Annotated in this window: 13 protein-coding genes; 7 read left to right on the top strand and 6 right to left on the bottom strand. The window is 40.8% G+C overall.

All coding sequences use genetic code 11. The features are described 5' to 3' along the window. The first annotated feature begins 147 nt into the window (after nt 1-147). From glnE to ACTXGK_RS23900, 6 genes are all read left to right on the top strand, one after another. Nucleotides 148-3,012, top strand: coding sequence for a bifunctional [glutamate--ammonia ligase]-adenylyl-L-tyrosine phosphorylase/[glutamate--ammonia-ligase] adenylyltransferase (gene glnE / locus ACTXGK_RS23925; RefSeq protein ID WP_443515353.1), 2,865 nt, complete (start codon nt 148-150; stop codon nt 3,010-3,012). 309 nt (nt 3,013-3,321) lie between these two features. Then, entirely contained in the window at nt 3,322-4,251 is a 930-nt protein-coding gene (locus tag ACTXGK_RS23920; RefSeq protein WP_443515355.1) for a branched-chain amino acid transaminase, read from the top strand. A gap of 106 nt (nt 4,252-4,357) precedes the next feature. Then, the gene (locus ACTXGK_RS23915; protein ID WP_443515356.1) at nt 4,358-5,194 is read left to right on the top strand and encodes a glycosyl transferase; all 837 of its coding nucleotides are present in this window, start codon (nt 4,358-4,360) and stop codon (nt 5,192-5,194) included. Between the two features lie 73 nt (nt 5,195-5,267). Next, on the top strand, nt 5,268-6,134 hold the full coding sequence (locus tag ACTXGK_RS23910) for a glycosyltransferase (RefSeq protein ID WP_443515358.1): 867 nt from the start codon (nt 5,268-5,270) through the stop codon (nt 6,132-6,134). A 65-nt stretch (nt 6,135-6,199) separates the two neighbouring features. After that, nucleotides 6,200-7,279, top strand: coding sequence for a glycosyltransferase (locus ACTXGK_RS23905; RefSeq protein ID WP_443515359.1), 1,080 nt, complete (start codon nt 6,200-6,202; stop codon nt 7,277-7,279). A gap of 65 nt (nt 7,280-7,344) precedes the next feature. Then, complete coding sequence (locus ACTXGK_RS23900) at nt 7,345-8,454, top strand: glycosyltransferase (RefSeq protein WP_443515361.1); 1,110 nt, start codon at nt 7,345-7,347, stop codon at nt 8,452-8,454. A 66-nt stretch (nt 8,455-8,520) separates the two neighbouring features. Here the strand turns inward: ACTXGK_RS23900 and ACTXGK_RS23895 are convergent, their stop codons facing one another. From ACTXGK_RS23895 to ACTXGK_RS23880, 4 genes are all read right to left on the bottom strand, one after another. Then, nucleotides 8,521-9,288: a hypothetical protein gene (locus ACTXGK_RS23895; RefSeq protein WP_443515362.1), complete on the bottom strand. Its 768-nt coding sequence runs from the start codon at nt 9,286-9,288 to the stop codon at nt 8,521-8,523. 83 nt (nt 9,289-9,371) lie between these two features. Further along, nucleotides 9,372-10,385, bottom strand: coding sequence for an NAD-dependent epimerase (locus tag ACTXGK_RS23890; RefSeq protein ID WP_443515364.1), 1,014 nt, complete (start codon nt 10,383-10,385; stop codon nt 9,372-9,374). Continuing rightward, nucleotides 10,385-11,551 carry a nucleotide sugar dehydrogenase gene (locus ACTXGK_RS23885; protein ID WP_443515366.1) on the bottom strand — a complete coding sequence of 389 codons (1,167 nt, stop codon included), beginning with the start codon at nt 11,549-11,551 and terminating at the stop codon, nt 10,385-10,387. Before ACTXGK_RS23885 ends, ACTXGK_RS23890 begins: the two co-directional genes overlap by 1 nt. Before the next feature lie 83 nt (nt 11,552-11,634). Further along, entirely contained in the window at nt 11,635-12,645 is a 1,011-nt protein-coding gene (locus ACTXGK_RS23880) for a stealth family protein (RefSeq protein ID WP_443515367.1), read from the bottom strand. A gap of 312 nt (nt 12,646-12,957) precedes the next feature. On the opposite strand from ACTXGK_RS23880, the gene ACTXGK_RS23875 reads away from it, so the two are divergent. Beyond that, complete coding sequence (locus ACTXGK_RS23875; protein WP_443515369.1) at nt 12,958-14,070, top strand: glycosyltransferase; 1,113 nt, start codon at nt 12,958-12,960, stop codon at nt 14,068-14,070. A gap of 11 nt (nt 14,071-14,081) precedes the next feature. Here the strand turns inward: ACTXGK_RS23875 and ACTXGK_RS23870 are convergent, their stop codons facing one another. Both ACTXGK_RS23870 and ACTXGK_RS23865 read right to left on the bottom strand, forming a co-directional pair. Further along, a complete protein-coding gene (locus tag ACTXGK_RS23870) occupies nt 14,082-14,939 on the bottom strand; it encodes a WaaZ-like lipopolysaccharide core biosynthesis protein (RefSeq protein ID WP_443515371.1) in 858 nt (285 codons plus the stop codon). Nucleotides 14,940-15,044: 105 nt separating this feature from the next. Beyond that, nucleotides 15,045-15,839 carry a glycosyltransferase gene (locus tag ACTXGK_RS23865; RefSeq protein WP_443515372.1) on the bottom strand — a complete coding sequence of 265 codons (795 nt, stop codon included), beginning with the start codon at nt 15,837-15,839 and terminating at the stop codon, nt 15,045-15,047. Between the last annotated feature and the right edge of the window lie 80 nt (nt 15,840-15,919).

Genomic DNA, 15,919 nt, shown 5'->3' with positions numbered 1-15,919 from the left:
TCACTGTTACTAAACAGGGCTTTATGTTTTGTAATGATATATTGAGTATGTTCATCTGATGCTGTGACTGCCTCGTAAGAAAAAACAATAAACTTATGAGTTGGGTTCACGTAGTCTTACCATTCTATGTAAGGAGTTTTTGTCACTATGTTACCTGCTATGCCCTCACGTATGAACAGTGGTACAGATTATCAGCCGACAGCAGAGCAACTGCAAGTACTGCAAACAGCCAGTGAGTTTGCTTATCAAATTTGGGAGAGCCGAACGGTTTCCTGCCAAACGTTTTTGCGTAGCTACCCACTGAACAGCACACTGACTCGTCAGCAAATCGATGATCTGATACAAGATTATACGCTAGATGAAAACTATCAACTCGCCGATGAAACGAAAGTCATGAGTGGCTTACGTAATTTGCGTAAGCTGTTAATGATGCGCTGGATTTGGCAAGATGCCTTGCAGATGATTAGTCTTGAGCAATTGACTGATGAGCTATCAGAGTTTGCAGGCGGTTGTATCTCCTTTGCCAAGGACTATACCTATCAGCATTTGATTGCTAAATACGGTGAGCCAACCTTTATCAATGAACAAGGCAATGTGCAGATCGATGATATGGCTATCATGGCCATGGGTAAGCTTGGTGCTCAGGAACTGAATTTATCGAGTGATATTGACCTGATATTTGTACATCAAGCGCGCGGCGAAACCAATGGTGACAAGGCAAAGGGCACGCGTAGCATAGACAATAAACGTTTTATGACTCGTCTTGGTCAAGGGATTATTAAGCTGCTTGATAATAAAACGGCTGACGGTTTTGTCTTTCGGGTTGATATGCGCTTGCGTCCATGGGGTGATGGCAGTGATTTGGCCATTCATCTCTCAGCGTTACAGAAGTATTTTGCGTTGCATGGACGCGCGTGGGAGCGTTTTGCTTGGCTAAAAGCACGAGTCGTTGGGCAGATAGATCAGCCATTTTATGATGCCATTCAGGCGCTAATCAAACCATTTGTCTTTCGCTATTATGTGGATTACAGCGCGTTTTCAGCACTCAGGGAGATGAAGTCTCTCATTCAAAATCAAGTTGCACAGCGTGAAGATCTAGACAATATCAAGCTTGGCGCGGGCGGTATCAGAGATATTGAGTTTATTGTACAAGCGTTTCAGCTGATCTACGGAGGTCGGCATCCTCAGCTACAAGTAAAGCCTTGTTTGGAGGCGATGCAAGTGTTGCGTGAGCTTGGATACTTAGAGCAGATTACCTACGATAATCTACAAGCTGCGTATCGGTTTTTGCGTCGACTTGAGCATGCGATTCAAGCCATTAACGACCAGCAAACCCAAAGACTGCCGCATGATGCTCATTGGCAGCATAATCTCGCAGTGACACTTGGGTTTAATGATTGGCAGGCATTACTAACTCAGCTAAATGCTCATCGAGACAACGTTAATGTGCCATTTGAACGTATGGTGACAGAGCGTCAAGTGCCTGATAATGATGACACTGACTTGGAACCAGAACATTTAGAAGCGCAAATTGCGCGTCTAAACGAGGTACTAACAGAAGAAAATCGCGAGTCATTGCAGAGTTTTTGGCAATCAAAGATGGTCGCCAATCTCAGCGAGGAGGCACGAGAGCGCTTAGATGATGCGTATCCTGTCATTGTCCACGCGCTATTAGCCCATCAAGAACAGCAAAAGCTGGCTAATACTGCCTTACCGCGATTGATTGCATTGCTTGAAGCCATTTGCCGACGTTCAATCTACTTGGTCATGATTGCAGAAAACCCCAATGCAACGATTGAGCTGATTCCGATGCTATCGGCGAGCCCATGGATTGCAAAAGAGTTGGCACAGTATCCTGTATTGTTAGACACCTTTTTACAGCAGCACTATCGCCACCTGCCAGATAAGCCTGAGCTGCGTGACATCCTGCGCCAACAGCTATTGCGTGTCGAACCTAATGACGAAGAAGAACTGCTAAGCGTATTGCGACTGTTCAAGAAAAACCAAGTATTGGCTGTGGCTGCCAGTGATGTGTTGGCTGAGCGCCCGATCATGAAAGTATCAGACTCATTGACCTATATTGCTGAAGTGGTACTAGAAGCCGCACTAGAGCGTGCGTTTGCAGAGATCGTCAACCGCTATGGCTATCCGATTGGTCAAGATGGTGATCCAGTGACTGAAGCGGAATGTGGCTTTGCAATTATCGGTTATGGCAAGCTTGGTGGACTAGAGCTCTCGTACTCTTCCGACTTGGATTTGGTATTCTTGCATAAGATAAAAGAGCAGGGCATGACCACTGGTGAAAAGTCAGTGAGTGGAATGAAGTTTGCCGCGCGTCTTGTACAAAAGCTGATGAATTATCTCAATACTCAGACACGAGATGGTAGGGCATACGAGATCGACATGCGTCTGCGTCCGTCGGGCAACGCTGGCATGATGGTGGTATCTTGTCATGCTTTTGAAACCTATCAAATGGACAAAGCGTGGTCATGGGAGCATCAAGCATTGGTGCGTGCTCGCGCGATTTGTGGTGACAGACGAGTAACCGCACTGTTTTGTGATATTCGCCGAGATGTGCTCGCCCTACCGCGAACACTGGATCAAGTGCGCTCTGAAGTCACCAGTATGCGTATCAAAATGCAAAAGCATTTGGGGACCAGTCAATGGCAACAACAAGCCGGTAAATTTCATCTCAAGCAAGACGCGGGCGGTATTATAGACATCGAGTTCTTGGCACAGTTTGCGGTATTGGCCTATTCGCACGAGTACCCAAGTTTGACCAAATGGAGCGACAATGTTCGTATCTTCGAAGAAGTTGCCTTGCTCGGTATTTGGCAGGAAAACGTCTGTCGGGCATTGACCGACGCGTATTTAAGAATACGGGCAGCGACCCATCAATTGGCATTATCAGAGCAATCATTGTTGGTCGATGAGTCCCTCTGGCAGGAGACACGTACATTGGTGCAAGCGCAGTGGCAGCATCTCATGGGTGTTGAGTTTACCGAAGAGTAATATCGAACGTTGCTTTTGCTAAAGCCTTGCTGATTATTAAAGCGATGTTTAAACTGTAGGGCCCTATGATAATTAGAAAGCATAATTAAAAACCATGTGGCTTCAAACCAAAAGATTGCAATTTCTGACATGGCCAGTGATATAATCGAGCACACATCGTCGTAACACCATCAGTCATTTAGCATAATGACACTATGTGTTGAGCAATAAATAGGGATGTTACAGTGTTATCATACGATGTTAATTAAGACTATTAAATAAAACCTACCTAAAAAAGTTAGACGTCAGTGCTAACGTAAGGAATACAAAATGAATATGGCAACACAAGATGGTAAGCTTTGGATGAACGGCACAATGATTGAGCAGCCGGATGCCAAGGTGCACGTGCTGACTCATAGCCTGCACTATGGTATGGCGGTGTTCGAAGGTGTGCGCGCTTATCAAACTGCTGACAATCGCACGGCTATTTTTCGCCTAAAAGAACATACTGAGCGCCTACTGGGTTCGGCAAAAATTTTCCAAATGGACGTGCCTTTTGATGCGGCCACGCTAGAGCAAGCACATAAGGATGTGGTCAAGCAAAATAACTTGGCAGAAGCGTATATTCGCCCACTAATCTGGGTTGGCGCAGAAAAGCTTGGTTTATCGTCACGAGAAAACAGTATCAATGCTATGGTTGCCGCTTGGCACTGGGGTGCATACCTTGGTGAAGAGGGCATCAAAAACGGTATCCGTGTAAAAACATCTTCATTCACGCATCATATGCCAAACGTTACCATGTGCAAAGCAAAAGCCTCAAGTAACTATCCTGTGTCTATCATGGCCAACCAAGAAGTCACTCGTAATGGTTATGACGAAGCTATCTTGATGGATCCGCAAGGATATGTGTGCCAAGGCGCTGGCGAGAACTTATTCTTGGTAAAAGATGGCGTGTTACATACGCCAGATTTAGCGGGCGGGGCTCTTGATGGTATTACCCGCCGTACTATCCTCCAGTTTGCAGCTGATCTAGACATCAAAGTCGTTGAACGCCGTATCACTCGTGATGAGTTTTACTTAGCAGACGAGATCTTTATGACAGGTACCGCTGCTGAAGTGACACCTATCCGCGAATACGATGATCGTACTATAGGGAATGGCGGCCGCGGACCATTGACTGAGAAACTCCAAACCCTATACTTTGATGTGGTTCATGGTCGTAACGAGCAATATATGGATTGGCTAAGCTTTATTGACTAACAATAGCGTTACTTTAGAGTCCAAAAAGGCTGAACATAATTGTTCAGTCTTTTTTTTATGCTAATATAGCCATCATATTTATTTATAATATTAAAGTGAGCAGTTCATGCCAATAGATTCTAGCACCGCGGATAATAATAATATTAAGCAAATCATTTGTATTAAATGGGGCACAAAGTACGGGGCAGACTATGCCAATAAACTATACGGTATGGTGTCTCGTAATATTACGCCGCCCTTTCGTTTTGTTTGTTTTACCGATGATACCACCGATGTGCGTCCAGAGATTGAGTGTCAAGAGTTACCACCACTTGATGTTAGTATGCCAACCAATACACTGGGCAAATGGCCAAAATCTCGTTTGTGGGGCGAAAAGCTAGGTGATTTGACAGGCACAGTACTGTTTGTAGATTTGGATGTCATTATAGTAGACAGTCTTGACCCTTTCTTTGAATATGGCAAGCCAGATGACGTTATTTTGTCTTATAATCCCAGTAATCCATTGGAGCGCTTAGGTCAGACGTCTTGCTTTAGGTTTCAGGTAGGTTCACTTGTGTCATTACAAGAGAAGTTCAAAGCGGATCCGCAAGGTATCGCTGATGAGTATCGTTTTGAGCAGCGCTTCGTCACTCGTAATGCGCCAGGCGGTGTCAAGCTGTTTCCAAAGGCATGGGTGGCACACTTTAGACGCAAATGCCGTCAACCATTCCCACTTAACTACATCAAAGAGCCAAAGATTCCTAAAGGTGCTCGCATCGTTATCTTCCCTGGTGACTTATATCCTACACATGCGATCGAAGGTAGATATAATAAAAATGCTGCTAACAATGCCAAAGATCACTTAAAAAGATTAACTGAGCCCGAAAATCTAAAAAGACCGCTACGTCATTTGCGTCATTTTATCTTGCCAGTAGGGTGGATCGAAAAGTACTGGAAAGAATAGGTTCCATTATATAGTTGAGTATTATCGCATTGCATTAGCAGAGATAAATATTAGTCAGTGAACGGATAAAATTATGAATACAGAAGATGTTATTAAAGTCTTTGTTGGTTGTGACCCAAATAACTGTGATCTAGAGCAGATGATGGTATTAGATTATAGTATTCATAAACATACCAGTGTACCCGTTGAGATAGTATGGATGCAGCTGTCACGCGATCCTAATAGCTATTGGTATTCTAATCCTGAGACTGGAGAGGGTTGGAATACCACTAAATGGTCAACGCCTTTTTCAGGCTTTCGCTGGGCAATTCCAGAGTACTGTCAATACTCTGGTCGTGCCATCTACATGGACGCTGATGTCATTATTTTAGATGATTTGGCAAAGCTGTGGCACCATCCTATTGAAGGACAGTCTGTTGTAGCTGCTAAGACTAATGCGGATATGACTCGGTTGTGTACATGCGTATGGGATTGCAAGGCGGCGAAAAACATTGTCCTATCAATTAAAAAACTTAAGAAAGATCCCAAAAGCCATAAAGAAATGATGGCTGTATTCAAACATAATAATCAGCTCATTGAGCCTTATCAGGATAGTTACAACTGTATAGATGGCGAAAACTTAGCGTTAGAAGATATTAGGATTTTGCATTATTCAGATATGGGTACACAGTTCAGTCATAAATATTCATTACCTAGAGTCAGTGAAGAAGGTATTGAGCATTGGTTTGACGGTGAAATAATGTCGCACCCAAGGCAGGATTTATCTGAGGTTTTTGATGAATATTATAACGAAGCACTTGCTGCTGGATACGATTTAGACAGTTATAGGGTAGAACCTTTCGGTCATTTTCCTAAAAAATCTCAAGAAGGTTATACCGGTAATAAGGTGACTCGTCCACACGCTTCTAAATCATTTTTTTCGAAGCTATTTAAACGCTAGTTTTTTAATGAAGCAATGATAAGCCTTTTTAAGAAGGTGAAAACTTACTCCATAGGTTATCGTGTATGAAGCAGCATAAAAAAACAGTGTTACTAGTTATTAATTGTCTACAAGGCGGTGGTGCGGAACGTGTCGTATTAACATTGGGGCAAGGGTTTTATGAATTGGGCTATGAAGTACATATTTTAAGATTTAAGCCGTTAGTACAGTATGACTTAAGTCCAAATCTTAATTACCATGTACTTAAGTTTAAGCCGTATAAACTTATACCAGGGGCACAAAGACGTGACCAGATTTTTGCACGTGCTGTTGATAAATACGTGTCGAAAAATATCGGTCAGCCTGACATTATACTGTCCAACCTAGATCGTGCCGATAGTATTCTAAGTAATAGTAAATTGCCTAATATCACTTATATTATTCATAACACAGTATCACTGCTCTATAAGTTTAATAAAAACCACGACGCTGAGCAGTTAAAGCAAAGAATGATAGATATATATGCCAAGCACCCTTGTGTGTGCGTCAGTGAAGGCGCTCAAAAAGACTTTATCAAAAGCTTTGGTAATATTACGCCAACCACTGCCATTCACAACCCAATTGATAAAAACAGTATTCAGCAACAAGCTGATGCTTTTGTCCCTGACTATCAGAACTATATTATCCATGTCGGGAGTTTTAAAGATGCCAAGCGTCACGATGTATTAGTAAAGGCTTACGCAAAAACAGATCAATCTATGCCCTTACTACTCTTGGGTCAAGGGAAGCATAAAATTGAAATAGAGCGACTGGTAACAGAGTTAAGCCTAGAAGACAAAATAATATTTTTAGGATTTCGTGATAATCCCTTTCCTTATATCAAAAATGCGCAGTTTAAGATATTGACCTCTGACTGGGAAGGATTTGCTCTGGTCATTGCCGAAGCTCTCGTGCTAGGTACTCCTGTTATTAGCACCAACTGTCCATCAGGCCCAAGTGAATTACTACCAGAACGTAACTTAATGCCGATGGGCGATGTTGATGCCATTGCCGCAAAAATGCAGCAGGCGATGAGTAATCCGCAAGCGTTTCATGCGCCATTCGATGAAGCACTGCTACCAGCCAAAATAGCAGAAAAATACGTAGAATTTACCCAAAATCTTTAGCTGGCAAAACAGTTGGGTCGCCACATCTCTAAATTAGAATATTTACTTTTAAGAATTTTTAATAAATGATTGATAATACTACAGAAAAAAAAGAAAATTTGAATAGTAAAGAAAAAGTGCTATTGGTTATTAACTGCTTGCAAGGCGGCGGTGCAGAGCGTTCTGTCTTGACGCTAGGACAAGGTTTTCATGAGTTAGGTTATGACGTCCATATTTTACGCTTTAAATCTAGAGTAGCTTATGAGCTCAGTAATGATATTTCTTATCATCAACTGGACCTAAATGATTATAACTCTATACCTACTAAACGTCTTAGGTACTGGTATTTTGCAAAAATATTAGATAGATACGTGCGCAAAGAGATTGGTACTCCAATATTGACGCTAGCGAATTTAGATAAAGCCGATATGGTCTTGCGCCATAGTAGTCTGCCCAATATCGCACACGTAATTAGAAATACTATTTCTAAAAAAATTGAATTGTTTAGAAGCCAAGGCAAAAAAGCAAATGATAAAAGATTAAGCAATATATATTCTCGGCATCCTTGTATATGTATTAGTAAAGGAGTCGAAAAAGACTTTCAAGCTACATTGGGTGTGACGAATACAACGACAATATACAACCCGATTGACCAAAGACAGATTGTGCAATCGGCGTCAGAGTTTGAGCCAGAGTTTGACAGTTACATTATTCACGTTGGTAGTTTTAAGACTCAAAAAGCTCATGAAGTGTTGATTAGAAGTTATGCAAAGACTCGGAAAACATTGCCACTTCTATTATTGGGTGAAGGTGTATTGCTAGAGTCAATGAAAGAGCTGGTTACTTCTTTAGGTTTGGAGAACCGTGTACATTTTTTAGGTTTTCAAAAAAATCCATATCCTTATATCCAAAAAGCACAGTTTATGATTTTGTCATCAGTATTTGAGGGGTTTGGACGGGTTATTGCTGAATCACTGGCTTTAGGGACACCTGTTATCAGTACAGACTGCCCATCGGGTCCAAGTGAGTTGCTACCACCACACAACCTCGTCCCTGTGGGAGATGTGGATACATTAGCTAAAAAGATGGATGAAGCAATGGAGAATGCTGATACATATCAGTCCTCGTTTGACATGGAGTTATTACCAATTAATATTGCTCAACAATATATAGATTTTATGGCAAAAAATGGTTAGGCCTCACTTAGTTACAGCATTGATGAAAAGTGCAGGTCGTAGTCGTGTAGTAATATATGAGATAGACTAATCCAACCACCATTTAGACCAATCATCTCTGTGCAACTGCCGTAGAGTAGCAAAAGCACTGTCATTATTCTGCAGTTTTTCAAACACTGCCAGTAACATGGTCGTGGCCAATTTATCAACTTTCTGAAATTTATTATAGCGTTTTCGCATATTTCTCAAGCTATCATCGGTGCCGATACGAAAATAAGTAAGACCATCGTATAGGGGCAGGTCACCAGCATAAAGCATATCTGTTTTTTCAGTTAGCAATGGCATAGATTTAGCATTAGTGGATAACTGCAGAAAGTTTTTGGTTTCATAAGTACGTAAAGTATTCATTAGAGTTACGACATTCATCAAGATAGCTGCTCTATGAGTATTGTTTGAATGATCAATAAACGTATCGCAAGCAGAGACAATCCAGCGCAACGACAGATGTATCAATAAATAGTCGCTCTCTGCCTCCCATAGTCTTTCAAATTCAGCGAATGTTTTATCTATTTTGTACTTACGGCGCATTAGTATAATAAGCGTGTTGTGATAAAAGCAGAGCTCAGACTCACCAAGCGATTTGTATTTCAAGTTATTTAAATGGTTTTCTAAATCTGTGCTTTTACGCTCATTGGTTAACGCTTCAATATCACACATTGATTCAGTAATGGTTGTTGCTTTCATCTCATCAAAGCTTCTATCATTATAGGTTTTGATAATCTTACCCGCGTTCAATCTTTTTTCGCTTCGAAATACTAATAGTAATTTTCTTTGCCAATTTGAATGTGTGGCCATGTCATCAAAATCCTTTGAAAATATATAAAGATATTAGCGCCTTAATCTCTATAATATAAGTCTTAAAGAGTATTGTCGCTTATCTAAACTGGATAATACTGTTTATACCAATCGACAAATTGTTTGATACCTTCTTCGATACTGGTTTCAGGCTTAAAGCCAATACCTTCTATTAACTCATCTATATCGGCGTAAGTAATCGGTACGTCGCCTGCTTGCATAGGCAATAAGTTTTCCTGCGCTTTCTTACCACAAGCGTCTTCAATGGCAGTAATAAAACGGCGCAAAGTGACTGGCTGATTATTACCAATGTTGTAAATCTTGTAGGGAGCAGCTGCAGTCGTAATAGTAGAATGCTGGGGCGAAGGGGCTTTATTAATAATGCGAATGATACCGTTGACGATATCATCAATGTAGGTGAAGTCACGCTGCATAACACCATTATTGAATACATTAATTGGCTCGCCAGCCAGAATTTTCTTTGTGAACGAAAAATATGCCATATCAGGTCGACCGTAAGGACCATAAACAGTGAAGAACCTTAATCCTGTTGTAGGAATATTATATAAATGGCTATAGCTATGTGCCATAAGCTCGTTCGATTTTTTGGTAGCGGCATATAGGCTGATAGGAAAATCAACACAATCAGTAGTAGTAAATGGCTGCTTTATATTCATACCATAAACAGAGCTAGAGCTTGCGTAGATTAAGTGCTTAATATCGTGGTGACGACAGCCTTCTAGAATATTAACAAAGCCAACCACATTTGAGTCGATATACGCATTTGGATTTTCGATAGAATAGCGCACACCTGCTTGGGCACCTAAATTAACAACCATATCAAATTGATAGGTTGCAAAAAGCTCAGACATGGCTTCACGATCAGCCAGATCTAACTTAATAAATGTAAAACTTTCTGGATCTGATATCTCACCTAATATTCTCAAACGCGCTTCTTTTAGATCTGTATCATAATAATCGTTGATATTGTCGATACCAACGATACAGTAATCCTTAGCAGATAGATCTGTTTCTAGTATTGCCTTGATTAAATGAAAACCAATGAAACCTGCCGCACCAGTGACCAGTATTTTCATTAGTCGCTCCCAAATAGATCGCGAGTGAATACTTTGTCTGCGACATCTTTTATATCATCAGATAGGCGGTTTGCGACAATGACATCACTCATTGATTTAAAGGTTTCTAAATCTTGAATCACACGCGAATTAAAGAAATTGTCTTCTTTTAGCACAGGCTCGTAGACAACAACCTCGATACCTTTTGCCTTGATACGTTTCATGATGCCTTGTATCGCAGATGCTCTAAAGTTATCTGACCCACTTTTCATCACTAGGCGATGTATTCCTACGATTTTTGGCTGTCTTTCGATGATTTTATCTGCAATAAAGTCTTTGCGAGTTCTATTAGAATCGACAATGGCCTTTATAAGGTTGCTTGGCACTTCATCGTAATTTGCTAATAACTGTTTAGTATCTTTGGGCAGACAGTAGCCGCCATAGCCAAATGAAGGGTTATTATAATGGTTGCCAATGCGCGGGTCTAAGCCAATACCTTCGATGATTTGTTTGGTCTCAAGTCCAAAAGTTTGCGCATAAGTATCAAGCTCATTAAAATAAGCTACGCGCATCGCTAGATAAGTATTAGAAAATAATTTGATCGCTTCAGCTTCAGTAGACTCTACAAATAATAGCGGTGCATCTTTTTTGACTGCGCCCTCAAGTAATAGGTTGGCAAATATTCGAGCCTGCTCAGACTGTGCGCCTACAATGATACGTGAAGGATAAAGGTTGTCATGTAGTGCCTTACCTTCTCGCAAAAACTCAGGCGAAAAAATAATGCGATCAGTTGCATAACGTTCTCTGATATTGGTTGTATAGCCCACTGGCACTGTAGACTTAATAATAATGGTTGCTTGTTGATTCACTAACAGCACTTGCTCAATGACGGCTTCTACTGTGGAGGTATTGAAATAGTTGGTCTTGGTATCATAATCAGTCGGCGTGGCAACGATGATGAAATCTGCATCTTTGTAGGCTTCTTTGGCATTCAGCGTTGCAGAAAAATTGAGCTCTTTATGCAATAAAAAATCTTCGATATCTGTATCTTCGATAGGAGACTGCTTGGCATTTAACAAGGCTATTTTTTCAGCGATGACATCGACAGCAACGACTTCATTATGCTGTGCTAACAGCATTGCATTTGATAAGCCTACGTAGCCTGTACCTACTACTGCTATTTTCATAATATATCCAAGTAATTTTTGAGCTTTTATTGGTTTAAATCAAGAATGAGTAATCATCATTATAGTTCAAGCTTAGTTTGAATTCATTTGGGGACAGTATTTGTGTTATCTAACACGGAATTAGGCAGGTAATTCAAGAATTTGTGCCTCATGGCTTGGCTAATTTTTTGATATAAATCTGACTCAAGAAGATCCAAACTTTGCATACAACCATATTTAATAGTTTTATCTTCTAAGGCAATGATAAAGTCCTCTACGCTATGCTCATTTTTTAGATAGTTGATAGAGGTGTTAGGTTTTAAACTTGCTTCACCTTTTTGAATTTTTAGATGATTCATTAGCGTTATAGGGTTAACTTGGGCAACATCTCTGAATTTGTATTTTATCTGCTCGGTCAATAATTGCGGATGATTCAACAAATGGGACTTTAAGATGTTTTTATCGACAATATGAGGGTAATGATGAATTTCAAAAAACTGATTCATGCCTAGTATTTTAGCACTTAACATTTGCGCGATAGTATGCCTTGGCTGTATCGGTGTGCCAAACAATTTAAAGCGTGATTTTCGAAAATTAAGCTTGGCATTCAAAGCAGTACTTTTACGCCATTCACCGTGAACGATTAGCTTCTCACTGTCTAAAAAGTCATTTATCGTCACAGATTGATTAAAAAAGAAATCATCATTCATATAGATAAAATAGTCAGACAATCCTTGGATATTCCAAATCATCGTCTCAATTGATCGGGTGTTGAATGTCGGTAAAAATTCTTCATAATCCGAAAATATTTCCTTGTGATCGACAATACGTATTTTATCTGCTGAACAGATATTTTGCTTAGCAAATTCATCAATGAATGTGGGTCGTTGTTGGTCGGTCACAACATAAATGTGACGGCAAAAAGGCATGTATTTGATGATAGAGGCAATATTATAGTATATCTCATCATCACTTGCGAAACGTGTGGCAGTTACTGCATCTGACGCCACTATTTTGCCTGACTTATAGTTTTCTCTTTTTTGTTTGAGTATAGGGTCTGCGCCATCCACCCAAGCGATGACAACGTCTAATGTTTTCTCGTCAGGTTGCTGCATGATTGATCCTATTTTCTGTGAACGTATTCTATTAATAGATTGATAGTTTCAATGGTGACATTAGTTCAGCTATGATATTTACTGGCATCGTTATTAGCAAGATCTAACTGATTTATAAAATAAAGTTTGATTGCGATTTTACTATGGGTAGGCAAACCAATCCGGTTTATACTTCAGCAAGTAAAGGCTGGGCCATAAAAGTAGATGAGACTAGCACATAAAGCCAGAACGCTGCAATAATTAAGACCTTTGGTACCCTTATCTGGCTAAACCCTTATACCTATACCGACATATAATTAAGCTGAGACACTAATGCCACCTATGATTTTATTTATTTTAAAAGCCCTTGAAGGCCGAGGTGCTGAGCGTATGGTAACAACGTTAGCAAGTGCTTACGTGAAAATGGGTCATAGCGTCCATATTTTATGTCTGGAAGAAACACAGGATATGCCGCTAGATGCTGACATTCACTATCATATCTTGCCATACGATGAGGTGTTTTCTGAGCAAAATCTTGAGCCAAACTCTAAGCAGGCACAGGCTTATGAAGCTGTCGCTAAGCGTATTGATGAGTATGTGCTTAGCCAAATAGGGACGCCAAATCTGATATTGGCTAATATTTATAAAGTGAATTGGATCATGGCTTACAGCCAATTACCCAACATCGTGAATGTGCTGCATACAGCGCTATCTAAGCAATTTGAGCATCAATTATCCGATATACCAATGCAAACTATCAATCATTTGAAAACGGTCTATAGTGCCCATCCCTGTAGTTGTGTAAGCGATGGCGCTCGCAAAGATTTAATCTCACTTTTAGGAGACATCACTAAAACTACCACAATTTATAATCCTTGCGATGCCACTTGGATCCAAAGCAAAGCGTCACAAAAACCACATATCGAACAGTTAGGCTTAGCAGATAAACAGTATATTATCCATGTCGCCTCGTTCGATACCATGAAGGGTCATCGAGACTTGCTACAAGCCTATGCGGAAACAGAGCGAAAGCTGCCATTAGTATTGGTCGGTAAAGGTAAGCTTGAAGCAGAGATTAAAGCGCTGGCGCTTCAACTTAATATTAGTGACTGTGTTAGGTTTCTGGGTTTTCAGACCAACCCTTATCCGATCATTGCCTCAGCGGCATTGATGGTGCTTACCTCCAAATTCGAGGGTTTTGGCTATGTCATCGTAGAGGCGCAAGCACTTGGCGTACCAGTGATCAGTACCGACTGTCCATTTGGTCCAAGAGAGTTGCTACCTGTCAAAAACTTGATACCTGTCGGTGATATTGAGGGATTGGCGATACTCATCGATCAAGCAGTAAACAATCTGACGAATTACATAGTGCCGCTAAATCAGCAGCTCTTACCGAATCATATCGCGCAGCAATATTTAGAATTTGGTGTAGCGTTGAATTCATGAGTTAAGAATGACTAAAGATCATCAAATAGAGATTTGGAGACAGGGGAGTGATTGATCACAGCGACACCATGTGCCTTATAGCTCCTACTCAATAAATTGAAAGAAGGCACAATGCGCTCGTTCATGACTTTGTTCAGCGTGCTTGGCGCGCGGTTGTGGTTATTTTCGTAAAATCGCGGCTCATCGCTATTGAGTAAGTCAATTCCGTATAGATGAATGGCCGCTGCATGGCGTGAGAAAGCCAGCTGTGTGGCTACGTAAGCAACCGTACCCGCCTCGACAAATCCATGAGTAACATTGAGTGAGACCCCGATCTCAGTAGAGCTATGACTGCTATCAATAACAAAATTCGGATGATTAATAAAGTAGGATAAGGGCATTTTCTTATTCAGGCGTTTTTTCTTAAAAATTAGCTTATTAAATGATAGCTTATTTGATTTAACACCCCACGGTCTGTCTACTGGATACAATACCCGCATGGCGTGATGATACGTACGCATGATATCAGGGTGAGTCGTGGCCATCGCCTCAAAGACGGCTAATGTTGCATATAAAGGTTGACCCGTATAATACTGACGTAAAATTTCAGGTTGATGATTGACAAAGCGCGCATCACTAATGACATAGCCGACGACATGAGTAAATTGATGCCGTCCGGTAAGGCTAAGACTACCATTAACAAAAATAGTGGGCGTGTCTAATAGTTCTGACAACGCTAATTGTTGTACAGATGGGCCTGAGGCAATAATATTGACGTCTTTTCCAAGCAAACTTTGCTCTGCTTCATTGGCATTAAAAGCGTCAATAACGATGAGCTCGTTATCGATGTTGAACCCAGCGGTAGCAGGTAACCTTAAATATAACGCCATACTATGTTCCAGTCGTTGACCTCAAATAACTTGTATCCTAATGCATTACCTGTAAATTGTTTGGACTATTGGTGAACTATATAGACATGGCTCATGTCTATATATTTACTGCCAGTATTGCTTTAACCATGGGCTTGGTTTCACATGTCGATACCATTTGCCGCCGCTACCAGCAATCGCATCGGGCGGGTTAATCTCGCCATGAAAAATCACAATTTTTGCCTCATCTGGCAGTGTAGGTGCCTGCACAAAGTTAAACGGAATGGGCGCGATACATTGATACTTGAAGCTCACGCACCATGTCTTATCCCAATATTCTAGGTGATGATACTCGCGCAAATAGTTAGAGAGGTAAGCCTGCTCGTGACGCACTTGGGTACGAATGGTTTCAAAATTGCGCTCAAAGTTTGCCAGCAAATCAGGATAGGTATTCATGCCAATATTGAAGCGATACACGGAGCTATTACCAATCATACGCCACGGCTTTTTCCAGTCGCGGATGATAACCACACTGTCTTCGTGCTTCGCTTGATAAGTGAAAAACGCATCAATATTATCAACAATGACAATATCAATATCTAAGAATAGTGCCACACCTTTTAAGTCATATAGCTCAGGTTTAAAGGTCGTGAGCTTTTTCCAACCACGTTCAGGACCTGCTGGTAGATCCATGTCAGGTATGGGATAACAAGCAATAGCAGAATCAATACCTGTGCTGTCATCGGTCAAGCAAACCATTTGAAAGTCCAATGTCAGGTGACGGCTCACCATATTGTACAGACGATTGACGTATTCAGGACCGTATTTATCACCCCATTTCATACAAATGATATAACGCTGTTCAGCAGTATTGCTTTGTGTTGGTTTTATAGGTAAGGTTTTAGTTACGTCAGATGTCATAATGCACTCGTAGTGAGATAATAGTGAGGTAAATGAAGGACTAATAAAAATGAGAGGGTACAGAACTTAGCCAATATTAG

This window comes from Psychrobacter sp. T6-5, from assembly GCF_052258485.2.
Classification (GTDB): Bacteria; Pseudomonadota; Gammaproteobacteria; order Pseudomonadales; family Moraxellaceae; genus Psychrobacter.
The sequence above is the reverse complement of the archived record's forward strand: the minus strand, read 5'-3'. Positions and strand labels throughout refer to the sequence as shown.